This is a genomic window from Mesorhizobium japonicum MAFF 303099 (assembly GCF_000009625.1).
GTDB classification, from domain to species: domain Bacteria; phylum Pseudomonadota; class Alphaproteobacteria; order Rhizobiales; family Rhizobiaceae; genus Mesorhizobium; species Mesorhizobium japonicum.
The window spans coordinates 3,146,187-3,166,770 of the sequence record NC_002678.2 but is presented as its reverse complement, the minus strand read 5'-3'; the positions used below and the strand labels follow the sequence as shown (position 1 = coordinate 3,166,770).

General features: G+C 63.0%; 24 protein-coding genes and 1 other RNA gene. 10 read left to right on the top strand and 15 right to left on the bottom strand.

Annotation, left to right across the window (positions count from 1 at the left end):
* Nucleotides 1-9: 9 nt before the first annotated feature.
* The 3 genes from MAFF_RS16550 to MAFF_RS16540 form a co-directional block, all read right to left on the bottom strand.
* On the bottom strand, nucleotides 10-801 hold the full coding sequence (locus tag MAFF_RS16550; protein WP_010912075.1) for a hypothetical protein: 792 nt from the start codon (nucleotides 799-801) through the stop codon (nucleotides 10-12).
* The gene (locus tag MAFF_RS16545; RefSeq protein WP_010912074.1) at nucleotides 801-1,247 is read right to left on the bottom strand and encodes a GNAT family N-acetyltransferase; all 447 of its coding nucleotides are present in this window, start codon (nucleotides 1,245-1,247) and stop codon (nucleotides 801-803) included. Before MAFF_RS16545 ends, MAFF_RS16550 begins: the two co-directional genes overlap by 1 nt.
* A 92-nt stretch (nucleotides 1,248-1,339) precedes the next feature.
* The gene (locus MAFF_RS16540) at nucleotides 1,340-2,179 is read right to left on the bottom strand and encodes an AAA family ATPase (RefSeq protein WP_044548390.1); all 840 of its coding nucleotides are present in this window, start codon (nucleotides 2,177-2,179) and stop codon (nucleotides 1,340-1,342) included.
* A 136-nt stretch (nucleotides 2,180-2,315) separates the two neighbouring features.
* Between MAFF_RS16540 and ssrS the strand changes: the two genes are divergently transcribed.
* The 4 genes from ssrS to MAFF_RS16525 all read left to right on the top strand — a co-directional run bounded on the left by ssrS (nucleotide 2,316) and on the right by MAFF_RS16525 (nucleotide 4,897).
* Nucleotides 2,316-2,471: non-coding RNA, 6S RNA (ssrS, locus tag MAFF_RS37010), on the top strand.
* A 97-nt stretch (nucleotides 2,472-2,568) separates the two neighbouring features.
* Nucleotides 2,569-3,156, top strand: coding sequence for a 5-formyltetrahydrofolate cyclo-ligase (locus MAFF_RS16535; protein ID WP_010912072.1), 588 nt, complete (start codon nucleotides 2,569-2,571; stop codon nucleotides 3,154-3,156).
* 70 nt (nucleotides 3,157-3,226) lie between these two features.
* Nucleotides 3,227-4,051 carry a TIGR00282 family metallophosphoesterase gene (locus tag MAFF_RS16530; RefSeq protein ID WP_010912071.1) on the top strand — a complete coding sequence of 275 codons (825 nt, stop codon included), beginning with the start codon at nucleotides 3,227-3,229 and terminating at the stop codon, nucleotides 4,049-4,051.
* Between the two features lie 78 nt (nucleotides 4,052-4,129).
* On the top strand, nucleotides 4,130-4,897 hold the full coding sequence (locus MAFF_RS16525) for a TerC family protein (protein WP_010912070.1): 768 nt from the start codon (nucleotides 4,130-4,132) through the stop codon (nucleotides 4,895-4,897).
* Nucleotides 4,898-4,916: 19 nt separating this feature from the next.
* Here the strand turns inward: MAFF_RS16525 and MAFF_RS16520 are convergent, their stop codons facing one another.
* Complete coding sequence (locus tag MAFF_RS16520; RefSeq protein ID WP_010912069.1) at nucleotides 4,917-5,384, bottom strand: SRPBCC family protein; 468 nt, start codon at nucleotides 5,382-5,384, stop codon at nucleotides 4,917-4,919.
* A gap of 8 nt (nucleotides 5,385-5,392) precedes the next feature.
* On the bottom strand, nucleotides 5,393-5,875 hold the full coding sequence (locus MAFF_RS16515) for an SRPBCC domain-containing protein (RefSeq protein WP_044548389.1): 483 nt from the start codon (nucleotides 5,873-5,875) through the stop codon (nucleotides 5,393-5,395).
* A 51-nt stretch (nucleotides 5,876-5,926) separates the two neighbouring features.
* Between MAFF_RS16515 and MAFF_RS16510 the strand changes: the two genes are divergently transcribed.
* From MAFF_RS16510 to MAFF_RS16500, 3 genes are all read left to right on the top strand, one after another.
* Complete coding sequence (locus tag MAFF_RS16510; RefSeq protein WP_010912067.1) at nucleotides 5,927-6,250, top strand: ArsR/SmtB family transcription factor; 324 nt, start codon at nucleotides 5,927-5,929, stop codon at nucleotides 6,248-6,250.
* 211 nt (nucleotides 6,251-6,461) lie between these two features.
* Nucleotides 6,462-7,211 carry a YebC/PmpR family DNA-binding transcriptional regulator gene (locus MAFF_RS16505; protein WP_010912066.1) on the top strand — a complete coding sequence of 250 codons (750 nt, stop codon included), beginning with the start codon at nucleotides 6,462-6,464 and terminating at the stop codon, nucleotides 7,209-7,211.
* An 11-nt stretch (nucleotides 7,212-7,222) separates the two neighbouring features.
* Nucleotides 7,223-7,570: a SelT/SelW/SelH family protein gene (locus tag MAFF_RS16500; protein ID WP_010912065.1), complete on the top strand. Its 348-nt coding sequence runs from the start codon at nucleotides 7,223-7,225 to the stop codon at nucleotides 7,568-7,570.
* Nucleotides 7,571-7,600: 30 nt separating this feature from the next.
* On the opposite strand, the gene MAFF_RS16495 is transcribed toward MAFF_RS16500, so the two are convergent.
* Both MAFF_RS16495 and MAFF_RS16490 read right to left on the bottom strand, forming a co-directional pair.
* Entirely contained in the window at nucleotides 7,601-8,077 is a 477-nt protein-coding gene (locus MAFF_RS16495) for a DUF1772 domain-containing protein (RefSeq protein WP_010912064.1), read from the bottom strand.
* A gap of 1 nt (nucleotide 8,078) precedes the next feature.
* Nucleotides 8,079-8,906: an NAD(P)H-binding protein gene (locus MAFF_RS16490; RefSeq protein ID WP_010912063.1), complete on the bottom strand. Its 828-nt coding sequence runs from the start codon at nucleotides 8,904-8,906 to the stop codon at nucleotides 8,079-8,081.
* Nucleotides 8,907-9,030: 124 nt separating this feature from the next.
* On the opposite strand from MAFF_RS16490, the gene MAFF_RS16485 reads away from it, so the two are divergent.
* Nucleotides 9,031-9,660: a TetR family transcriptional regulator gene (locus tag MAFF_RS16485; RefSeq protein WP_010912062.1), complete on the top strand. Its 630-nt coding sequence runs from the start codon at nucleotides 9,031-9,033 to the stop codon at nucleotides 9,658-9,660.
* A gap of 177 nt (nucleotides 9,661-9,837) precedes the next feature.
* Here the strand turns inward: MAFF_RS16485 and MAFF_RS16480 are convergent, their stop codons facing one another.
* Both MAFF_RS16480 and rpmE read right to left on the bottom strand, forming a co-directional pair.
* The gene (locus MAFF_RS16480; protein WP_010912061.1) at nucleotides 9,838-10,338 is read right to left on the bottom strand and encodes a hypothetical protein; all 501 of its coding nucleotides are present in this window, start codon (nucleotides 10,336-10,338) and stop codon (nucleotides 9,838-9,840) included.
* A gap of 102 nt (nucleotides 10,339-10,440) precedes the next feature.
* Complete coding sequence (gene rpmE, locus MAFF_RS16475) at nucleotides 10,441-10,662, bottom strand: 50S ribosomal protein L31 (protein ID WP_010912060.1); 222 nt, start codon at nucleotides 10,660-10,662, stop codon at nucleotides 10,441-10,443.
* Nucleotides 10,663-10,868: 206 nt separating this feature from the next.
* Here rpmE and MAFF_RS16470 point away from each other — a divergent pair, with 206 nt between their 5' ends.
* Entirely contained in the window at nucleotides 10,869-12,668 is a 1,800-nt protein-coding gene (locus tag MAFF_RS16470) for an ABC transporter transmembrane domain-containing protein (RefSeq protein ID WP_010912059.1), read from the top strand.
* A gap of 55 nt (nucleotides 12,669-12,723) precedes the next feature.
* On the opposite strand, the gene MAFF_RS16465 is transcribed toward MAFF_RS16470, so the two are convergent.
* Nucleotides 12,724-14,628 carry a DUF3857 domain-containing transglutaminase family protein gene (locus MAFF_RS16465; RefSeq protein ID WP_157866001.1) on the bottom strand — a complete coding sequence of 635 codons (1,905 nt, stop codon included), beginning with the start codon at nucleotides 14,626-14,628 and terminating at the stop codon, nucleotides 12,724-12,726.
* 226 nt (nucleotides 14,629-14,854) lie between these two features.
* Nucleotides 14,855-16,339 (bottom strand): carboxypeptidase M32, encoded by a 1,485-nt coding sequence (locus tag MAFF_RS16460; protein WP_010912057.1) that lies wholly within the window; start codon nucleotides 16,337-16,339, stop codon nucleotides 14,855-14,857.
* Nucleotides 16,340-16,582: 243 nt separating this feature from the next.
* Between MAFF_RS16460 and MAFF_RS16455 the strand changes: the two genes are divergently transcribed.
* Complete coding sequence (locus MAFF_RS16455; protein ID WP_010912056.1) at nucleotides 16,583-16,936, top strand: DUF1304 domain-containing protein; 354 nt, start codon at nucleotides 16,583-16,585, stop codon at nucleotides 16,934-16,936.
* Nucleotides 16,937-17,030: 94 nt separating this feature from the next.
* On the opposite strand, the gene MAFF_RS16450 is transcribed toward MAFF_RS16455, so the two are convergent.
* From MAFF_RS16450 to trhA, 4 genes are all read right to left on the bottom strand, one after another.
* Nucleotides 17,031-17,450 carry a hypothetical protein gene (locus MAFF_RS16450; protein ID WP_010912055.1) on the bottom strand — a complete coding sequence of 140 codons (420 nt, stop codon included), beginning with the start codon at nucleotides 17,448-17,450 and terminating at the stop codon, nucleotides 17,031-17,033.
* A 248-nt stretch (nucleotides 17,451-17,698) separates the two neighbouring features.
* Nucleotides 17,699-18,730, bottom strand: a complete 1,032-nt coding sequence (locus tag MAFF_RS16445) for a peptidoglycan -binding protein (RefSeq protein ID WP_010912054.1) — start codon at nucleotides 18,728-18,730, stop codon at nucleotides 17,699-17,701.
* 1 nt (nucleotide 18,731) lies between these two features.
* Complete coding sequence (locus tag MAFF_RS16440) at nucleotides 18,732-19,757, bottom strand: MotA/TolQ/ExbB proton channel family protein (protein ID WP_032933843.1); 1,026 nt, start codon at nucleotides 19,755-19,757, stop codon at nucleotides 18,732-18,734.
* Between the two features lie 104 nt (nucleotides 19,758-19,861).
* Complete coding sequence (gene trhA / locus MAFF_RS16435) at nucleotides 19,862-20,548, bottom strand: PAQR family membrane homeostasis protein TrhA (RefSeq protein WP_010912052.1); 687 nt, start codon at nucleotides 20,546-20,548, stop codon at nucleotides 19,862-19,864.
* Nucleotides 20,549-20,584 lie beyond the last annotated feature (36 nt).

Here is a 20,584-nt window from a genome sequence, read left to right as displayed (position 1 = left end):
GCGAGCGGATCAACCTAGAGGATGGGGCAGCACACGGAACCAACGCCGGGCCGGCAAGATGGGAAAGTCGACCAGATCTTTGCGACCGAGCCGCAGAAGCTCTCGCAAAAAGGTACCGCTATCCCTCTTGTGGCTGCGATAGATCGCCGCCAGTTCGTTCAGTTGGACAGGTGTTCTCGCGACCTCTTCAGTCATGTTGCCACCGATTGCCGCCGCAACAGCGGACACCGAACCGGCAAGCTTGCCAAAGTGTTCGGGAGTGCAAAGGATTGTCTCAACGTGTTCCAACTCGTGAAGCTCATGGTTCAGCTGCGCGCAGAGACCATTCAGATGGGCATATTGGTAGCGCGGATGAGTTGGGTCCAGCAGAAACGCAACCTCCCTGCCATCGACTCCGCGGGACAGATCGTCAAAACCATGTAGCCATGCCTCAGGATTGGCCGGATCCCGCTCCTGCCATTCGCGCCAGAGCGGTCCAGTCAGCCGTCGAGATATCTGTTCAGGAAACTGCCAGTTGTCGGGCGCTGGCCAATTGTCCCAGTACTCTTCAGTTGCGCCAACGAGATGCCGCACGACCGACAGGCGCACTTCAAACGGGTCGGAAGCTATTTGCTCAATAAAGGCATCGAGCTGGGCAAAGGATCGTTTTCTCAGCCCGCGCTCCCGCAGCTCCAGATATGCGATGTAGCTGGCATAGAGCGGCCTGAACTCGCTTTCCAGCAAGACAGCGCGTATGCGTTCCAACGCCTCAAACCGATTGGCATTCCAGGTCAGCTTTGCGCGCTGCGCTGACGATTTCATTACAGCAGATCATACTCGATGAAGCCGGTGCGGCGCGCCACGTGGTCGTAGAGCTTGCGCGCGGTTGCGTTGGTCTCGTGCGTCATCCAGTAGACGTTCTTGACGCCGATCTTTGCGGCCTCCTGCTTCACGGCATTGATCAGCGCCGCACCGATGCCCTTGCCGCGCACGTCCGGGTCGGCGAACAGGTCCTGCAGGTAGCAGTTGTTCCTCTCGGACCAGCCTGAGCGATGGTAGAGATAGTGGGTGAGGCCGACGGCCTTGCCGTCGAGCGTGGCGATAAAACCCTTCGGCTCGAATTCGCCTGCCGTGAACAGCCGCTTCCAGGTGACGGCGTAGACCTCTTCCGGCAGCTTGGTCTCATAGAAGGTCAGGTAGTCGGTCCACAGGCGCTTCCAGTCGGCGTGGTCGGACTGCGCGAGCGGGCGGACAATAATCTCGGACATTTCATCTCCTGCGAAAGGTTGCAGCCGAAGCTGCCTTCCCGTCCGGCTGGCAGCAACGGTCCACGGCCGGGAAAAGCGCTATTGCTGCCTGCCTATTGCTGTCTTCTGGCCATGAAGGCCAGCCGCTCGAACAGATGCACGTCCTGTTCGTTCTTCAACAGGGCGCCATGCAGTTTGGGCAATGCGTTCTTCGGGTCGGCGCGCAAATCCTCGGGTGCGATGTCGTCGGCGACCAGCAGGCGGATCCAGTCGAGCGCCTCGGAGGTCGACGGCTTCTTCTTCAGGCCCGGCACTTCGCGGATCTCGTAGAACTGGGCGAGCGCGGCGCGCACCAGATTCTGCTTGATGCCGGGATAGTGCACGTCGACGATCCTGTGCAGCGTGTCGACGTCGGGAAAGCGGATGTAGTGGAAGAAGCAGCGGCGCAGGAAGGCGTCCGGCAGTTCCTTCTCATTGTTGGAGGTGATGATGACGATCGGCCTGATAGCAGCGCGGATGGTCTCGCCGGTCTCGTATACGAAGAACTCCATCCGGTCGAGTTCCTGCAGCAGGTCGTTGGGGAACTCGATGTCGGCCTTGTCGATCTCGTCGATCAAAAGCACGACCTTCTTGCCCGCCGCGAACGCCTCCCAGAGCTTGCCGCGCTTGATGTAGTTCTTGATGTCGTTGAACCTGGCATCGCCAAGCTGGCTGTCGCGCAGCCGCGACACGGCGTCATACTCGTAAAGGCCTTGCTGCGCCCGCGTCGTCGATTTGACGTGCCATTCGATGAGATCGAGGCCGAGGGCCGCCGCCACCTGACGGGCAAGCTCGGTCTTGCCAGTGCCGGGCTCGCCCTTGACCAGCAGGGGCCGCTCCAGCGCGATCGCCGCGTTGACGGCCACCATCAGATCCTTGTCGGCGACATAGGCCGCCGTGCCTTCGAAACGCATTTTTGCTCCTTGGTTCACCCTGTGACCGTAAGGACGCCGCCCGGCCTGTGCAAGGGTGCGGCGCGGATGGCGAATAAAGCCGCCGAAACTGCCGGTCTCACTGGCGCTCGACCGATGAGCGGCCTATATTGGACGGGACGGTCTGTGCTTCCCGGCAGGAGAACATTTTCCCCGGGGCCTTAACGATCCTTAGGGAGCTGTCCCTGGGAAGACCCGTGGGTTTTCTCACACGGCGCCCACCTACTTTGTAGGTTCCCGGGATCGCTCTCTCCACCGGTTGTGTGGATCGTCACTTCTTGCCCCTGTATCCACGCATTTCGGTGGATGATGCGGTGGAAAACGTCGCTCCCAAAACGCCATCCAGATCCGGCCTTTTCTATCGTCCGCGCATGACATCTCTCAAAGACCTGAAAAAACAGCTGCGGCTCCAGGCGCTTGGACGCCGCGACGCGCTCGATGAGTTCTGGCGGGTGGAGGTGGCGCTGGAAATGGCCGAGACAGCGCGCGATCATCTGGCGATCGAGCCTGGCCAGATCGTCTCCGGCTTCTGGCCGATGCGTTCGGAAGTCGACGTCAGGCCCTTGATGTTCGCCTTGCGCGAACAGGGCGCCAGGCTTTGCCTGCCCGCCATTCTCGACAAGACCACGATCGTCTTTCGCGAGCTGGTGCGCGGCGCGCCGATGGTGGATATGGGCTTCGGCACGGTCGGGCCCCATGAAGAGGCCGAGGTGCTCGATCCCGAGGTGATGCTGGTGCCGCTCGCCGCCTTCGACGCGCGCGGCCACCGCATCGGCTATGGCGCCGGCTATTACGACCGCGCAATCGCGAAGCTTGTCGACAAGGGGCATACACCCCGGCTGATCGGCATCGCCTTTGACTGCCAGGAGGTGGCGCAGGTTCCGGACGAGAACCATGACGTCATCATCCCGGAAATACTCACCGAGAGCGGGTTGCGCCGCTTCACGCCAAAATTGTAGATAATGGAGGCATGATCTTTTCGCGGATGTCATGCAGCTTTTGCTTCGCTGACTTTCGGTGCGGGATCATATGAGACTTCTCTTCCTCGGTGACATGGTCGGAAAAACGGGACGCACGGCGGTGTGGGAACAACTGCCCGGCCTGATCTCGGACTTCAAACTCGACTTCGTCATCGTCAATGGCGAGAATGCCGCCGGCGGCTTCGGGATCACAGAAGAAATCTTTCGCGAGACGATCGCGGCCGGCGCCGATGTCGTCACCACCGGCAACCATGTCTGGGATCAGCGCGATGCGCTCGCCTTCGCGCCGCGCGAAGAGCGCTTCCTGCGTCCGTCGAATTTCCCCAAGGGCACGCCCGGGCGCGGCTCCGGCGTCTACATCGCCAGGAGCGGCGCGCGCGTGCTGGTCACAAACATCATGGGGCGGGTGTTCATGCATCCCGAGCTCGACGATCCGTTCCAGGCCGGCGAGCGCGAGCTTGCCGCCTGCCCGCTCGGCGAGCAGGCGGATGCGGTGGTGATCGACTTCCATGCCGAGGCGACCTCGGAAAAGATGTGCTTTGCGCATTTCGTCGACGGCCGCGCCAGCCTGGTGGTCGGCACCCACACCCACCAGCCGACGGCCGACCACCAGATCCTCAATGGCGGCACCGGCTATCTGTCGGATGCCGGCATGTGCGGCGACTACGATTCCTCGCTTGGCATGGACAAGGAGGAACCGCTCAACCGGTTCCTGTCGAAAGTGCCGAAGGGGCGCTTCGAGGCTGCGACCGGCCCGGCGACCTTGTGCGGGGTCGGTGTCAATATTTCCGATCGTACCGGACTGACCGAGAAGATCGCGCCGTTTCGTCGCGGGCCAAGGCTGGAAGAAACGGCTCCATCCTTCTGGTCATGACATTGATATAGGCGCGCGCAGTACCTAATTGCCGACGACATCTGCTTCAGATCGTTAAAAGAGGGGACAACGACCTCCATGCAGCTTATCGAATTTCTTGCGCCGCATTTTCAATTCGTTTCCGATCCAACCGCATGGGTCGCCTTGCTGACGCTGGTGGTGCTCGAAATTGTGCTCGGCATCGACAATCTGATCTTCATCTCGATCCTGACCAACAAGCTGCCGGAAGCGCAGCGGGCCCGCGCCCGCCGGCTCGGCATTTCGGCGGCGCTGGTCATGCGGCTTGTGCTGCTCGCCACCATTTCGGTCATCGTCCAGCTGACGACGCCGGTCTTCACCGCCTTCAGCCATGGCTTCTCCTGGCGCGACCTGATCCTGATCGCCGGCGGCCTGTTCCTGGTGTGGAAGGCGACCAAGGAGATCCATCACACGGTCGATCCCGACGACCACAAGGACACGATGATGGGTGAGACGCTCAAGATCTCGCTTGCCGGCGCGATCTTCCAGATCCTGCTGCTCGATCTCGTCTTCTCGATCGACTCCATCATCACCGCCGTCGGCATGACCGACGAGATCGCCATCATGTACATCGCCGTGATCGTGGCCGTCAGCGTGATGATGCTGGCGGCGGGTCCGCTGGCCAACTTCATCGCCAAGAACCCCAGCATCGTCATGCTGGCCCTGGGCTTCCTGTTGATGATCGGCATGACGCTGATCGCCGACGGCATGGGCTACCACGTGCCCAAGGGCTACATCTATGCGGCGATGGGTTTCTCGGCCCTGGTCGAAGGGCTCAACATGCTGGCGCGGCGGCGCAGGAAAGCGAAGCCCGACGACGGGCATTGAGACCGGCATGCTGGGGCATCTAACGCCCCGGCACACCCTTCGGGTGGCGGTCGCCGATAAGGCCTAGCGTCAGGCCTTGTTCCAGCCAGGCCTTGGCGCCGGCCAGCACCAACGTGAAGCCACCGGTCGAGCCGATCGCTTCTTTGACCTGCTCGTCGGGCGTGCTGGCGAAGCCGAAGTTGCGGACCTCGAGAAAGGTTGCATCGCCGGGCATTTCGGTGAAGGTCCAGACCACCGTTGTCGGCGGATCGCTCCATTGCATGACGATCCTTTCATTCCTGACGATCTCGCTGACCTTGGCGGTCGTCGAGACGCCGTACATGCGCCACTCCCAGCGGACCTCTTCGCCGCTATCCAGCCGATCGCTGCCGTGGGTGAACCAGAATTTGGTGGTGATGGCCGGATCGACGATGGCCTCGAACACTTCGGCGACAGGCCGCCGGATCAGCATGCCGGTTTCGGCTGTCGGGGTTTCGCGGATCTCCATGGGAACGCTCAAACATTGGTCTCGTTGGCGGGCTCGCCCTTCATCTCACTGCGGTAATAGCCGTCGCGCAGATTGATGCCGTATTCGACATAGGCCTTCATGCAGGCCAGCATCTGCGACCAGCCCTCGCAGTTGAGGTACGATTTCTTCAAGCCGACCGCGCCTTCCTGCCAGCCGCTTTCGGCGATGGTGACGAAGGTACCGCCATCGTCCAGCGGTTCGAAATTCATTTCGATGCGGGTCTTGTAGGCCGGCTTGCCGTCGGCATCGGTGGCGTCCCAGCGCAGCACGATGCGGCTGTCCTTGACCACTTCGTCGACCTCGACCGGCACCTTGCCCCACCAAACGACGCCAACACCGGTTTCCAGCGGCGCGCTGGCGCCGCCGATTGTGGTGAAATAGCCGCTCAGTTTCTTGGGGTTGACGACGGCGTCGAAAACTTCGGCGACCGGTTTGCCGATGCGGCCGGAAACGCGGAATCCGAAAGACATATCCACAACTCCCTGCTTGATTGGCCTTACGTTATGTTATAGAAATATAACATGTCAAGCCGATCGCAAGACGACAATGTTTTCAAGGCGCTGGCGCATCCGCGCCGGCGTGAGATGCTCGATCGGCTGAAGGACGAGCCGAAGACCACGGGCATGCTGTGCGATGCCTTTCCCGACATCGACCGCTGCACCGTCATGCTGCACCTGAAGGTGCTGGAGGAGGCGGAGCTGATCGTTGCGCGCCGCGACGGACGCGAGCGCTGGAACCATCTCAACGCGCTGCCGATCAAGCAGATCCACGACCGCTGGATCAGCCAGTATGCCGGCCATGCGCTCAGCATCATCGACCGGCTGAAGTCCGATCTGGAGGCGTGAGCGCTTGTAGACGTCCTTGTTGGCTGCCGGCAGCACGGCGCGGCTGGACGAATTGAGCCGATTTATCTATAAGCCGGCCATTCCGACAGAGAACGCCGTGCTTCCACGGGTTGCACCTGGGACGCTCTGAAATTTTGAATTCGAGCATTTTGCAAGGGCGAGGTGATCCACCTGGCTGCGAGATGCTCTAGCCGAACACGACAGGGGTGCCATGGCTGGCCATTCACAGTTCAAGAACATCATGCACCGCAAGGGCCGTCAGGACGCGGTGCGGTCGAAAATGTTTTCCAAGCTGGCGCGCGAAATCACCGTGGCCGCCAAGAGCGGCACGCCCGACCCATCGATGAACCCACGCCTGCGGCTGGCGATCCAGAACGCCAAGGCCGTGTCGATGCCGAAGGACAACATCCAGCGCGCCATCAACAAGGCGTCGATGGGCGATGCCGAGAACTACGAGGCCGTGCGCTATGAAGGTTATGGCCCAGGCGGCGTCGCCGTCATCGTCGAGGCGTTGACCGACAACCGCAACCGCTCGGCGTCGAATGTCCGCGCCGCCTTCACCAAGGCCGGCGGCGCGATGGGCGAGACCGGTTCGGTGTCCTTCATGTGGGACCGTGTCGGCGAGATCTACTATCCGGCATCGGCCGGCAGCGCCGACAAGGTCATGGAAGCGGCGATTGAAGCCGGCGCCGACGACGTCGAAAGTGACGAGGAAGGCCACACGATCTATTGCGCCTTCGAGAATCTCGGCGAGGTGTCGAAGGCACTGGAAGCCGCGCTCGGCGAGGCGGAGTCGGTGAAGCTGATCTGGCGTCCGCAGAACAATGTTCCGGTCGACGAGGAGCGGGCACAGTCGCTGATGAAGCTGGTCGCCACGCTCGAGGATGACGACGACGTGCAAAGCGTATACGCCAACTTCGAAGTCGACGACGAGACCTTGGCCAAGCTCAGCGCGGCCTGATCGGTTGGGATATGAGCAAAGCTCAATCCGATATGAGCGAGACGCCGTTGCCCGCCATCCGCATCACCTATTGCACGCAGTGCCAGTGGCTGCTGCGTGCCGGCTGGATGGCGCAGGAACTGCTCTCCACCTTCGGCACCGATCTCGGCGAAGTGACGCTGGTGCCCGGCACCGGCGGCGTCTTCACCATCTCCTGCAATGATGTTCTCATCTGGGATCGCAAGCGCGACGGTGGCTTTCCCGATGCGGCAAAACTCAAGCAGCTGGTGCGCGACGTGATCGACCCGGATCGCGATCTCGGTCATTCCGACCGCAAGGGCCACACGTCAAAGGGGCACACGCAAAAAGACCCCGCCTGAGCGAGGCCCTTTGCGTTTCGCAAGGCCTCTTTACAGCAATGCGAAGATAAAGCAGGCCATCGCCACGATGGAGGTGACGGTGCGGACGTGGTTCCACATCACCCACTGGCTTAGATGGTTCGCCCACACGGCGGCGCCGTTGCTGCTGGCAGGGTCGACAGCGGCGAGCGCATCGTTGAGCGGCACGTTGAAGACCATGGTCACGATCGGGCTGCCGATCACATAGATCACCGCACCGGCAAGCAGCCAGTACGAGCCGGGCAGGCTCCAGCCCATGATGGCGGCGGCGATGAGCACCAGGCAGAGCAGGCCGGTGCCGAAAAGCGCCGTCATGAAGGTCGGCGTGATCACCGTGATGTTGATCGAATTCATCGCGGCGATGCCTTGCGGGACGGGCAGCCGGGCCAGTGCTGCCATGACGAAGTTGGAAAAGGCGAAGAAGACGCCGCCGACGACGCCCGAGCCGATTGCGGCGATGATGGTGAGGGCGGGAACAAGCTTGCTCATCTCAGTTACTCCAGAAGCCGGCTGCGGCGGTTTCGGTTGCGTAGGCGGAAAAGTCTTTCGGTGCCCGGCCGAGCACGCGTTGGACGCCGTCGGTGAGCGATTCGTTGCGGCCGTCGAGCACCTTGGTGAACAGCTCATCGAGCAGCCAGACGATTTCGGGTGGCAGTTCATGCGACGCGACAGCGGTCGTGAACTCATCATGCGAAATTCTGACAAAGCGGATGTCGCGTCCTGTCGCCTTGGCAATTTCGGCGACCGCGTCGGCAAAGCTCAACAGCCGCGGCCCCGTCAGTTCATAGAGCTGGCCGACATGACCGGGCTCAGTCAGCACCGCTTCGGCGGCGTCAGCGATGTCGTCGACATCGACAAAGGGTTCACCGACAGGTCCGACCGGCAGGGACACTTCGGCCGCCAGCAATGGCTCGATGAGGAAGCCTTCGCTGAAATTCTGCGAGAACCATGCGCAGCGCAGGATCGTCCAGTCGGCCCCGGAAGCCTTCAGCATCTCTTCGGCGCGCTGCGCCTCATGCTCGCCGCGGCCCGACAACAGCACCAGCCGGCGAACGCCATGCTCCACGGCAAGGCGGGTGAAGGCATCGATGACTTCGGCGGCGCCAGGCACGGCGATGTCGGGATAGTAGCTGATATAGACCGCGCTGACGCCCTCGAGTGCAGGAGCCCAGCTTGCGGGGGCCTCCCAGTCGAAGCGCGGCGTACCGGAACGGGAGCCGATCCGTACCGGTATGCCGCGCGCCGTCAGCCGCTCGGCAAGACGGCGACCGGTCTTGCCGGTGCCGCCGAGGATCAGAATTGGTCTGGTGTCGGTCATGGTGGTTTTCCTCTGTTTGAAAACATGAGCAATCCTCACATTTGCAAAACGTGATAAACCCTCGTATTTTGTGAGTCAAGCCATTTTCTCGGCGATTGTGCCGAAGGGGTTGTTGGAGACAGTCATGGAAGGCACACCGGCCAACGAGCAGATCGCTTCGCCACGGCGGGCGCCGAGCCAGCAGCGCAGCCGGGAGCGGGTGGAGCGCATGCTTGCCGCGGCCTCGGCGCTGATCACCGAGCAAGGCAGCGACGCCATGCGCATGGGCGAGGTCGCGGAACGGGCAGGGGTGTCGATCGGTTCGCTCTACCAGTTCTTTCCCGACAAGCGGGCGATCATCTGGGCGCTGGCCGAGCGCTACACGGCCGAAAGCCAGGCCTGTATCTCGGCCGCGCTCAAGGATGTCAGCGACGCCGAAGGCCTGCGGCGGGCTTTCTCGGAGCTGGTTGATATCTACTACGGGCTGTTCCTGGCCGAGCCGGTGATGCGCGACATCTGGTCGGGCACGCAGGCCGACAAGGCGTTGCGCCAGCTCGAACTCGCCGACAGCCGGGCCAATGCGGAGTTCCTCGTGGCGGTGCTGAAGCGCCTGCGTCCCGGCGCCGACCCCGTCGCCCTGGAGACCACGGCATTTCTCGTCTGGCAAATGGGCGAGGCCGCGGTACGGCTGGCCATCTCGGTCGAGCGACAGGAGGGCGACAGGCTGGTCGCCGCCTACAAGCGCATGGCGCTGCGGGAACTGACCGGAGACTGAACGGCGCCGCGCCTGCTCATTTTCCCTGCTCCGACAAGGATGTGGCCGGCAAGGATGTATTCGGTCGCCGCGACGGCCTCCTTCGTCGACAGCACGCTTCCCAACAACGCCGGCGCCAAGCCCTCGGTCGTCATCAAGGGCGACTGTGTCCGTGCCCCCATCCGCTGAACAAGCGCGCTATGTGCCGAAATAGCTGCGAAGCATTTCCGCGCGCTCATCCTCTGCGCACATTGCCATTCGGGCAAGGCTCAGGCTGCCTCGACGGAGTGCGACAACAGCCAACGCACAGTTAGCGGTTTCGTCGTCAATCTTAGTTGCCAGGTCCCGCAACGCCAGGTGCAGAAGCGTCCGCCACGCTGCCCTGTAGTGCGGTTCGATCCAATCCGGAACCGGTGGGTTCCGGTCATCGAGCTGTCGCGCTTCTTCGATCGTCGCGGCCAGGCCGTAAGCACCCCAATAGGCCGGAGCGTGGTCTTTGGAGATGCGAACCAACTCCACGACGGCGGCGTAGGAAGCGTCCCCGACATCCCCCTGATGATGCAGTTCATTCCAGAGTTCGTCCCAGGCCGACTTGCTGGTGTAGTGAACGGTCAGCGTTTGCAAAGCCGGTCGCGGATCGTACACAACCTTGTACCCGCCTTTGAGGCCGGACCATCTGCTATCGTCGAGAATAGACATGTCACCCTTTCAGACGAATTCGTCCCCAATACGACTGCTTGAGGTCAACAAAAAACCCGCCTCGAAGGCGGGTTCTTGATCTGCGACAATGCCGAAGTGGGCTTAGAGGCCGAAGCCTTCGAAACGCTTCTTGAACTTCGACAGGCGGCCGCCGCGGTCGAGCAGGGTCTGCTGGCCGCCGGTCCAGGCCGGGTGGGTGGTCGGATCGATATCGAGGTTCATCGTATCGCCTTCCTTGCCCCAGGTCGAACGGGTCGTGTATTCGGTGCCGTCGGTCATGACGACCTTGATGGTGTGGTAGTCGGGATGAATAGCGCTCTTCATGGCTCGGTTCCTGGCTTGCCGGCGCGGCTGACGGGCATAAGCCTGCGTCGATGCGCCTCTTTTTAAAACTCGAAGCCGCAGCTATTGAGGAGCCACGGCTTCTAAAACGGTCGGCGAGCCTATACATCAGGCGGAATTGAATCACAAGGCCGCGGCAAGCGCATATTGCGGCGCATGAAGCCGAAGCGGCTAGAGGACACACCGAGATGGCGCAATCAAGCAGCGCAGACGAGCGCCGACGCTCGCTCAAGCCGCTCAGGCGCCTGTTCCCCTATATCGCTGGATATCGCACGCTGGTCGTCGGCGCCCTCATCTCGCTGGCCATCGCGGCGGCAACGACATTGACGCTGCCGCTGGCCGTACGGCGGATGATCGATCACGGTTTCTCGTCGTCCAGCACCACTTTCATCGCCGAATATTTCGCCGCACTGGTGGCGATGGCCGCCGTGCTGGCGGCGGCATCCGCCGGCCGCTACTATTTCGTCATCACGCTTGGCGAGCGCGTCGTCGCCGATATCCGCCGCGATGTCTTTGCCCATGTGACGACGCTGTCGCCCGCCTTCTTCGACACCGCCCAGTCGGGCGAGATCGTGTCACGGCTTGCCGCCGACACCACGCAGATCAAATCGGCGGTCGGCGCCACCGCTTCGGTCGCGCTGCGCAACGTCATCCTCGGTCTCGGCGCGGTGGGAATGATGGTCGTGACCAGTCCAAAACTGTCCGGCCTGGTCATTGCAGCCATTCCCGTCATCGTGCTGCCGCTGGTCGCCTTCGGCCGTTCGGTGCGCCGCAAGTCGAGGCAGGCGCAGGACACGCTTGCCGAGGCGACAGCCTATGCCAGCGAGCAAATCGGCGCGGTGCGCACGCTGCAGGCCTTCACCAATGAGAAGCTGGTCACCGGGCGGTTTTCGGGCGCGGTTGAGGCTGCCTTCGAGGCGGCGCGCGCCTCGATCTTCGCCCGCTCCTTCCTCACCTTCTTTGCCATCTTCACCATCTTCTCGTCCGTTGTGGCGGTGCTCTGGTTCGGCTCGCGCGACGTGCTCGAAGGCACGATATCGCCGGGCACGCTCGGCCAGTTCCTGCTCTATTCGGTGTTCGCCGCCGGCGCGCTCGGCGCGCTGTCGGAGGTCTGGGGCGAACTTGCCCAGGCAGCGGGTGCGGCCGAGCGGCTGACCGAGATCCTGGCCGAGAACCCGGCGATCCAGGCGCCGGCCGAGCCGAAGCCGCTGCCTACGGTCGCCAAGGGCGCGATCGTCTTCGACGACGTCTCCTTCTCCTATCCGGCGCGGCCCGACCGGGCCGCCGTCCACGGCTTGAGTTTCCAGGTCATGCCTGGCGAGACGGTAGCCATCGTCGGTCCCTCGGGGGCCGGCAAGAGCACGGTCTTCTCGCTGATCCTGCGCTTCTACGATCCCGAAACCGGCAAGATCCTGATCGATGGCGTCGACGTGCGCGAAGCCGATCCGGTTTCGGTGCGCGAGCGCATCGCCATCGTGCCGCAGGACGTCACCATCTTCGCGGCGAGCGCGCGCGACAATATAGGCTTCGGCCGGCCGGGCGCAGGCAATACCGAAATTGAGGCGGCGGCGAAGGACGCGCTGGCCGACGAATTCATCCTCAAGCTCGAACACGGCTATGACAGCCAGGTCGGCGAGCGCGGCGTGACGCTGTCCGGCGGCCAGCGCCAGCGCGTGGCCATCGCCCGCGCCATCCTGCGCGACGCACCGATCCTGCTGCTCGACGAAGCCACCTCGGCACTGGACGCCGAAAGCGAGACGCTGGTGCAGACGGCGCTAGAGCGGCTGATGCAGGGCCGCACCACGATCGTCATCGCCCACCGGCTGGCGACGGTGCTGAAGGCCGACAGGATCCTGGTGATGGATGGCGGCCGCATCGTCGAGGAAGGCACGCACCAGAGCCTGGTCGCCAAGGGCGGCATCTATGCCAGGCTGGCCAAGCTGCAGTTCGAGACCGGCGCCAGCGCCTTCAGGGGCGCGGCGGAGTAGGCTCTTCCCGAGCCGTTTTCGCCGGAAATCATTTCACGGGAGTTGCTTGGCGGGCTCAGTTCGCCTCGGTTTCGGCATAGCCGAAATTGTAGGTCCAGGAGGCGTTGTCGCCCATCTTCCTGCGCGATCTCAGATATGAACCGATATCCTTGGCGGGAACGCGATCGTTGATCGTCTTGAGAAACCAGTCGACCTGGAATTCGCTCGGCGTACTCGACCAGCGCGCCTTGAAGGCGACATAGGGCGTGATCACGTCGTCGGATTTTTCGGGGCCGACAAACTCCGCCTTCAGGTTCCGGACGATGCACTGATGACGCTTGAACATCGGGCTGCCGAGCCAGATCGGCCCGGCCCTGCCAACCATGTCCGGCTCCGGCAAATTGTTGATGCCGACATCGGCCTTCAAGGGGAAGTTCTTGACGAGATCATCGGCGTCGAGATCCTCGGCCGGCAGCTCGTAGGATTCGACCGTGGTGACGACATTGCCGTCACGGTCGTCCTTTGCCGACAACGGCGCCAGGCTGGTCATCCCCGGATATTGCCGGTTGTAATATTGGAGATAGTCGTCGGCGAGCTTGGTGGCCGATTGGGAAACCAGCCTGTAGCGCATTGAGTCGGCATCCGCGTCCCGGTAGGTCGTGCTGACCGTCAGCTTGAGCGCCTCGCCTGTGTTTTTGGGAAAGTCGAACGCCTCGCTGACGAAGGTGGTCGGCTGGAAAAGTTCCTTGCGTTCTATCCGTTCCATCCGAGCGCTGCCGGCGACGACCGGCAAGGCGAATCCATAGTCCGGTGGAACAAGGTTCTCGGCCCGGCCACCCTGCAGATAGTTGGTCGCATCGATCCAGTATGTCTGGGTTTTGATCGATGCCTTGACGATGACGTGGTCGAAGGCGCGGATCGTCGGCAGCATGTCGCCAAGTGCCAGTCCGTCGTCGAGATCGGTCAGGGCAGGCTCAGCCTCAACGCCAAGCCGACGCAGGCTGGAGGCAAGAAGCAGGGCCTTGTCCTTGCAGTCGCCGAAGCCTGAGGCAATCACGGTGCTCGGGCTGCGGGGAATGTAGGAGCCACGGCCCATCGACAGGCTGACATAACGGATGGTGTCCTGGACCAGCCGCATCGCCTCGATCATCCGGTCTTCGGGTTTAGCGTATCGGGCAGCGATATCGTCGAGCTTCGATGCGAAAGCGGCCGGCAATTCCTGGTCGAGCCGGTAGTAGGGCAACATCGCGTCGACGACATCCTGCCATTTGGCTGTCGAGGAAATCTGGATCGTCGGATAGGTCAGGAAATCCGCCGGCAGGTTTTCCTCGGGCTTGACCGGGGCAGGGTTGATGCTTTGCCAGCTATAGGTTTTCGAGGCGCCGTCGGTTTTGACATCCGGCTGGATGTCGGTGCGAACCTGGCGGATGTTCAGGGGCTGGTTCGCCGGCCAGACGACCTTCTCGCGGATGAGCGCTATGGGCTCGCCCCAGGCCATGGCGACCGAGTGGAAAAACAGATCCGCGCCGACGATGGGTGTCCTGACGGTGGTCTTGCCATAGTCGATGATGTCGCCGACACGGACATCGTCGACATTCACGTAAGCGGTGAGCCAGCCGTCGAACAGGCCTTTCTCTGCATCCTTCTCACGCCGGAACACATCGAAAGTAGCTCCGGGCAGCCGGTCGATGACCACGCCGTCGCGGATGATGTTCAGCCAGTTCATCGTCACTTGCGACGTCGCAGGATCGAATTCGAAATTTATGGCGGCGCCACGCTCGAGCCCGGTGCGGTCGACGATCCTGTAGGCATAGCGGTCGAAGGCCTCGATGCCGCCGGGCCGCTGCCGGATCTGATATTCCGAGACAAGATTGGAGATGCCGTTCTTGATCCGGCTGTCGAAACGCGGGTCCGCCTTCGGAAGCTCGACCCGGTCGATCCAGCTGCCAGGGCTGCCCTTGTGGATTTCGGCGTCGGCCATGGCCGGTGCGCAGAAAAGCGTAAAGGCAATCAAGACGAAAAGCCGCGTTGTCGCAGAAGATGTCACCGGAAGTACCGCCCTCATGGTCCGCACGTCTTGCAATATACGCTCGGATACCACCAGTGATAGAAAAGTAGCGGCGATCCCGCAAGATCGCCGCCCGGCGATGGCGCGTCATCGCCTCCTTGTTCGCCGCCGCCGGTCGCCGAAACCGGGGCGGCCGATCTCATCCGCCGTAGCGCTGCTTCAGGTGATTGACGAAATGCACCGCGTTGAGCTTTTCGCCGGTGGCGCGTTCGAGCAGGTTCGGCGTCGACCAGCGCGAACCCTGCGACCAGATTTTTTCGCGGCGCCATCCATTGATGGCCGCGAAGTTTCCTTTGGCAAGGTCGTCATCGGCGGTGGGATGTTCGCGCGTCAGCGCGGCCCATTGCTGCGCCGCCATCATCGCGCCCAGCGTGTAGGACGGGAAGTAGCCGAAGGCGGCGCCTGGCCAGTGCACGTCCTGCATCGGCCCGTCAGCCGGGTTGTCCAGCGTGGAGAGACCGAGATAGTCGCGCATCTTGGCGTCCCAGGCTTCGGGCAAATCGGCAACCTCCAGCCTGCCCGAGACCAGCTCCTGCTCCAGCTCGTAGCGCAGGATGACATGCAGGGGATAGGTCACCTCGTCGGCGTCGACGCGGATCAGGCCGCGCTCGACGCGATGCACATGCGGCAGGAGGTCGTCGAGCGACCAGGCTTCGCCGAGATGTTTTTCCACCACCGGCAGGGCCCAGCGCCAGAAGGCGGGATTGCGGCCGATCTGCTTTTCGACGAACAGGCTCTGGCTTTCATGCACGGCCATGCCGCGCGCCTTGCCGAGCGGCCAGTGCGACCACGCCTTCGGCAGGTTCTGTTCATAGAGCGCATGGCCGGTCTCGTGCAGCACGCCCATCAGCGCCGACAGGAAGTCCGATGTCTTGTAACGGGTGGTGATGCGCACGTCGCTGGGCACGCCGCCGCAGAAGGGATGGTGCGACACCGACAGCGAGCCATGCGTCAGGTCGAAACCGACAGCCGCCATCATGGCAAGGCCAAGCTCGCGCTGCTTGTCGATCGCGTAGGTGCCCGAGAGCGGCTTCAGCGGATGCTTGCGCAGCCGCGCTTCCTGGATCGCCAGCGCCTCCGGCACGAATCCCTTGAGGAAGGCTTTCAGGTCGGCGAAGACGGGGGTGATGTCGGCGGTACGGTTGCCGGGGTCGAATTGCTCCATCAGCGCATCGTAAGGGGCGAGGCCGAGCACGTCTGAGCGCATAGCCGCCTCTTCGCGCACCAGCGCCACAACGCCCTCGAGCGCCGGCTGGAAACCCGCCCAGTCGTTCTTGGCGCGCAGGTCGCGCCACAGCTGCTCGCAACGCATGCGCGCCGTCGTCTGGCGTTCGACGAATTCGACCGGCAGGCAGGTCAGGTTGGTGTATTGCCGCCGCAGTTCGCCGAGCGCCGCGCGCTGCTCGTCGTCGAGCGCCTCGCCTTCGGCGGCGGCGATCCAGTCGGCGATTTCCGGTGCGGTCGCCCTGGCATGGTACATGCCGGCCAGTGCCGCCATCGCCTCGGCGCGCTTCTCGCCGCCGCCGACGGCCATATGCGTCGCTTCGTCGGCGCCGAGGATGGCCAGCGCATGCTCAAGCGCTTCGAGCTTGTGGCCGAGGTCGTCGAGTTTTTGAAAGGACATGGCGGCTTCCGTGATTGAGGACGGCGCGAAAAGACACCAACGCAAAAGCCTTGGCAACCCTCAGGGCAGTTCACCGTTTCATGGAAACGGCAAACCGCTCTAACTCTTTGTTTTGATGCAATTCCGGACGGAAAACCGCCTCACACTTTTCCTGGAATTGCTCAGATGCCCTCCGGCAGATGCATCTTGCGCAAGCGATGCCACACATGAAATGCTGCCGGCAACGCATCAAGGGGGGAGCAAATGATCGGCAACATCCTGGTCGGGCTGGTGGCCTTGATCCACGTCTACATCGTCTATCTCGAGATGGTGCTGTGGGACACGCCGCGCGGGCACAAGGCATTCCGCCTGACGCCGGAATTCGCCAAGGCGTCGAAGGTGCTGGCCGCCAATCAGGGCCTCTACAACGGATTTCTTGCCGCCGGCCTGATCTGGGGGCTCTACCTCGGCGCCACCGGTTTTCAGGTCAAGGTGTTCTTCCTGTTGTGCGTCGCCATTGCCGGCCTTTACGGCGCGGCGACGGTCGGCCGCAAGATCCTGTTCATCCAGACCGTGCCGGCGGTGGTCGCCCTGATCGCGGTCTGGCTTGGTTGGTAGGCAAGCCGGGCTGGTGAGCAAAAAAGGACGCCCGCGGGATTGGGGACCCGTGGGCGCCAGGTGGTCCCTTCCTCTCGGACCTTGCAGGATGGCCTCAGCCGTTCGGATAGGTTCCGCCGTCGGCGCCGTCACCCATCAGGAAACCGCTGCCGGTATCGACCCGCAGCCGCTGGTCGACATTGTCGAGACGGCGCAGCAGGTCATGATATTGCGCGGCCGGTATCCTGCCGTGATCCGACGCGGCGATCTTCTCGGCCGCCTGGCTGATGCGGGCGGTGCGCATTTCCAGGCGCTCCGCCACCGCCGGGGTGATGTTGTTGGCCTGCCTGGCGTCGACTATGCCCTTATGGACGCCCTGAACCTGTTCGATGAGAGCCTCGACACGCGGGCCGGTCATGTCGGTCGGGTCCGTCGCGTCGAGAGCGCCCTTGTGATGGCCCGCGGCATAGGCGCCGGCGAGCGGGGCGACAATGAGAATTGCGGCAAGCGTTGCCGTCTTGAGAGATGTGCGCATGGCGCGCTTCCTCCTGCTAGGAAGGGAGCGGCCGCGCCGCCTCGCCTTCCGACCGTTTGGGTCGTCCAGTTCCGTCGCGTCGCGATGGGAGGCATCGCCGGCGGTTCTCGGCCCTGCGTGGCAAGCTAGGAGCGCTCCGGCGCGAAGTGTAATTAAAAAAAGATAATCTTTTCAGGCCTTGCCGGCCCCGGCCTGCGCCCTAGAGTTGAGCCGGCGAACAAATTCGCGTGACTTCGCGTGATGAGAAATCAACGTTCGGTGAGCTTCAGTTCAATGCGGCGGTTCTTGTTGCGCGCCTCGTCGGTGTCGGCGGGGTCGAGCGGCTGGAACTCACCGAAGCCGGCGGCGACCAGGCGGTTGGCCGGCACGCCGTTCTCGATCAGGAACTTGACCACCGAGGTCGAACGCGCCGTCGACAGTTCCCAATTGTCGCGGAAGCGGCCGGTGCCAGAGAGCGGCTTGTTGTCGGTATGGCCGTCGACGCGCAGCACCCAGTTGATCTCGGGCGGAATTTCCTTCTGCAACTCGATGATGGCGTCGGCGAGCTTCTTCATCTCGACCTTGCCGGCATCGTTGATCACCTCGGAGCCGGTCGGAAACAGCACTTCCGACTGGAAGACGAAGCGGTCGCCGACGATGCGGATGTTCTCGCGATCGGCGAGGATCTCGCGCAGACGTCCGAAGAAGTCGGAGCGGTAGCGGTTCAATTCCTGCACGCGCTGCGCCAGGGCGACGTTCAGCCGGCGGCCGAGATCGGCGATCTTGGTGTTGGAATCGCGGTCACGGGCCTCGGACACATTGAGCGCGTCTTCAAGCGCGCCGATCTGCTTGCGAAGTGCTGCGATCTGCTGGTTGAGGATCTCGACCTGGCTCAGCGCCTGCTGGCTGATCTGGCGCTGGCTGTCGAGTTCGCCCGAAAGCGCCGCGGCGCGCTGGTTGGCCTGGTCGCCGGCGCCGGCGCCTTGCGCCAGCAACTGTTCGAGCCGGCTCTTCTCGGCCTCGGCGGCCGACAGCGACGCCTGCAGATTGGCCAGCGAATCGTCCTTGTCCTGCGCCGTCGAGCGCTCGAGTGCCAGCAACTGGGTCAATTCGTTGATTTGCGAGTTGAGACGGGCGAGCACCGTATCCTTGCCGGAAATCTCGCGGCCGAGCAGGAACTGCGCCAGCACGAAGACGGTGAGCAGGAACATGATGGCCAGCAGCAGCGTCGACAGCGCGTCGACAAAGCCCGGCCAGTAGTCGATGCGGCGATCGGTACGCCGGCCCCTGGCAAGCGCCATGTCAGTGCACCCCGGGCTTCTTCAGGGCGTCGGCGATCTTTTCCAGCGTGTTGCGCATCGCCTTCTGCTCATCGGACTGGGCCTCGACCCAGTCGCGCATGATCTGCTGCTCGGAGCGCATGTTCTTGACCAGGCCGGAAATGCCATCGGCGAGATTGGCCATGGCGGTGGCGACGCGCGGATTGGAGCCGCCGCCATTCTCCTGCATGCTGCGCAGCCGCTCCGAAAGCAGACGGATCTCGTCGGATGGTTCGCTCTTGGCCTGATCGGAGACGACGATGTCGGAGGAGAGATCGGTGACCGAGGACAGCCAGTTCTCAAGCTCGGTGTAGAAGCGCGTCTGGGCGCGGCCCGCCTGCAGATCGAGGAAGCCGAGCACGAGCGAGCCGGAGAGGCCGAACAGCGAGGACGAGAAGGCGGTGCCCATGCCGGCCAGCGGCGCCGACAGGCCCTGTTTCAAGGAATCGAGCACCGCCGCGGCGTCACCCGTGCCGGGGTCGAGCGATTCGATGGTCTCGCGGATCGAGCCGATCGTGTTCAACAGGCCCCAGAAGGTGCCAAGCAGGCCGAGGAACACCAGGAGGCCGACCAGGTAGCGCGAGGTGTCGCGGCTTTCGTCGAGGCGCGTTGCGATGGAATCGAGCATGGTGCGCATCGAGGAGGTCGAGAAGGCCATGGTCGAGGAGCGGCCGATCATGGCTTTCATCGGCGCCAGCAGCACCGGCTCGGTGGTCTCGGAGCCGGCGCGGAAGGAGTTGAGCCAGCGCACCTCGCGAAACAGCCGCCCGACCTGGGCGAAAGCAAGCAGGATGCCGACCGCGAGCACGCCGATGATCAGGCCGTTGAGTCCGGGATTGGTGACGAAGGCCGTCGAGATCTGGCGGGTCAGGATGGCGGCAATGAAGGCGACGATGGCCAGGAAGATGACCATGGTCAGCAGGAACACCTGCGGACTCGACAGTTTATGTGGATCGTAGATCAGTACGTCGGAGCGCCTGCCCATGCCGAAGGATCTGAGAAAAGCCATCCGTGCCCCGTTTTCGCTGCCGCTGCCGCCGATCACGTCGTTCGCGACTCTAAACGGAATTGTGACCAAATTGAATGGCGCTTGGCAATATTGCCGCGGGCGGATCAGAAACGGTTTATCACCAGGCAGTCGACCATGGCCGCCAGATGCAGGCCCGCGCCAGTGACGACGAAGCCGTGCCACAGGGCGTTGTGGAAGCGCAGACCCTTCCAGGCGAAGAAGATGACGCCGCAGGAATAGACGACGCCACCGGCGACGATGAGCACGATCGACGTCGTCGGCAGCGTCTCGACGAGCGGCTTGACCAGGACGATGCCGCTCCAGCCGATGGCGAGATAGAAGACGATCGCCAGCCGGTCGAAACGGCCGGGAAAGCACACCTTGATGGCGATGCCCGTCGCCGCCGCGATCCAGACCAGTACGATCATCCAGCGGGCCAGCGGCGAAGCGTCGAGCTGAGCCAGAAAAGGCGTGTAGGTGGCGGCGATCAGAAGATAGATCGCGGCGTGATCGAAACGCCGCAGAACCCATTTGGCCGGGGACGACACCGGCCACAGATTGTAGGCCAGCGACACCGACAGCACAGTGAGCAGCGAAACGACATAGAAGGCGGCGGCGATGTACTCGCCCGGCCCGACGCGAAACGCCGCCAGCGCCAGCAGCGCCGAGCCGGCCGCGATCGCCAACACGATGCCGACAGCATGGACAATGCCGTCGGCGATCATCTCCGCGCGGGAGTAGTGCCAGCGCCCGACAAAGGGGATTTCGAGTTGGGGCGGGATATTGGCCATCGATCGTCCTGCTTCACCCCATATCTGGGCAACCGC

What these genes read in the sequence shown, in the direction of transcription:
- trhA (WP_010912052.1), bottom strand. Translation starts at nt 20,548, where the DNA reads ATGGCCAATATCCCGCCCCAACTCGAAATCCCCTTTGTCGGGCGCTGG.
- MAFF_RS16445 (WP_010912054.1), bottom strand. Translation starts at nt 18,730, where the DNA reads ATGGCGCTTGCCAGGGGCCGGCGTACCGATCGCCGCATCGACTACTGG.
- MAFF_RS16505 (WP_010912066.1), top strand. Translation starts at nt 6,462, where the DNA reads ATGGCTGGCCATTCACAGTTCAAGAACATCATGCACCGCAAGGGCCGT.
- MAFF_RS16455 (WP_010912056.1), top strand. Translation starts at nt 16,583, where the DNA reads ATGATCGGCAACATCCTGGTCGGGCTGGTGGCCTTGATCCACGTCTAC.
- MAFF_RS16545 (WP_010912074.1), bottom strand. Translation starts at nt 1,247, where the DNA reads ATGTCCGAGATTATTGTCCGCCCGCTCGCGCAGTCCGACCACGCCGAC.
- MAFF_RS16495 (WP_010912064.1), bottom strand. Translation starts at nt 8,077, where the DNA reads ATGAGCAAGCTTGTTCCCGCCCTCACCATCATCGCCGCAATCGGCTCG.
- MAFF_RS16480 (WP_010912061.1), bottom strand. Translation starts at nt 10,338, where the DNA reads ATGTCTATTCTCGACGATAGCAGATGGTCCGGCCTCAAAGGCGGGTAC.
- MAFF_RS16440 (WP_032933843.1), bottom strand. Translation starts at nt 19,757, where the DNA reads ATGGCTTTTCTCAGATCCTTCGGCATGGGCAGGCGCTCCGACGTACTG.
- MAFF_RS16540 (WP_044548390.1), bottom strand. Translation starts at nt 2,179, where the DNA reads ATGCGTTTCGAAGGCACGGCGGCCTATGTCGCCGACAAGGATCTGATG.
- MAFF_RS16465 (WP_157866001.1), bottom strand. Translation starts at nt 14,628, where the DNA reads ATGGCCGACGCCGAAATCCACAAGGGCAGCCCTGGCAGCTGGATCGAC.
- MAFF_RS16535 (WP_010912072.1), top strand. Translation starts at nt 2,569, where the DNA reads ATGACATCTCTCAAAGACCTGAAAAAACAGCTGCGGCTCCAGGCGCTT.
- MAFF_RS16485 (WP_010912062.1), top strand. Translation starts at nt 9,031, where the DNA reads ATGGAAGGCACACCGGCCAACGAGCAGATCGCTTCGCCACGGCGGGCG.
- MAFF_RS16550 (WP_010912075.1), bottom strand. Translation starts at nt 801, where the DNA reads ATGAAATCGTCAGCGCAGCGCGCAAAGCTGACCTGGAATGCCAATCGG.
- MAFF_RS16450 (WP_010912055.1), bottom strand. Translation starts at nt 17,450, where the DNA reads ATGCGCACATCTCTCAAGACGGCAACGCTTGCCGCAATTCTCATTGTC.
- MAFF_RS16510 (WP_010912067.1), top strand. Translation starts at nt 5,927, where the DNA reads ATGTCAAGCCGATCGCAAGACGACAATGTTTTCAAGGCGCTGGCGCAT.
- MAFF_RS16525 (WP_010912070.1), top strand. Translation starts at nt 4,130, where the DNA reads ATGCAGCTTATCGAATTTCTTGCGCCGCATTTTCAATTCGTTTCCGAT.
- MAFF_RS16530 (WP_010912071.1), top strand. Translation starts at nt 3,227, where the DNA reads ATGAGACTTCTCTTCCTCGGTGACATGGTCGGAAAAACGGGACGCACG.
- MAFF_RS16500 (WP_010912065.1), top strand. Translation starts at nt 7,223, where the DNA reads ATGAGCAAAGCTCAATCCGATATGAGCGAGACGCCGTTGCCCGCCATC.
- MAFF_RS16460 (WP_010912057.1), bottom strand. Translation starts at nt 16,339, where the DNA reads ATGTCCTTTCAAAAACTCGACGACCTCGGCCACAAGCTCGAAGCGCTT.
- MAFF_RS16470 (WP_010912059.1), top strand. Translation starts at nt 10,869, where the DNA reads ATGGCGCAATCAAGCAGCGCAGACGAGCGCCGACGCTCGCTCAAGCCG.
- MAFF_RS16520 (WP_010912069.1), bottom strand. Translation starts at nt 5,384, where the DNA reads ATGGAGATCCGCGAAACCCCGACAGCCGAAACCGGCATGCTGATCCGG.
- MAFF_RS16515 (WP_044548389.1), bottom strand. Translation starts at nt 5,875, where the DNA reads ATGTCTTTCGGATTCCGCGTTTCCGGCCGCATCGGCAAACCGGTCGCC.
- MAFF_RS16490 (WP_010912063.1), bottom strand. Translation starts at nt 8,906, where the DNA reads ATGACCGACACCAGACCAATTCTGATCCTCGGCGGCACCGGCAAGACC.
- rpmE (WP_010912060.1), bottom strand. Translation starts at nt 10,662, where the DNA reads ATGAAGAGCGCTATTCATCCCGACTACCACACCATCAAGGTCGTCATG.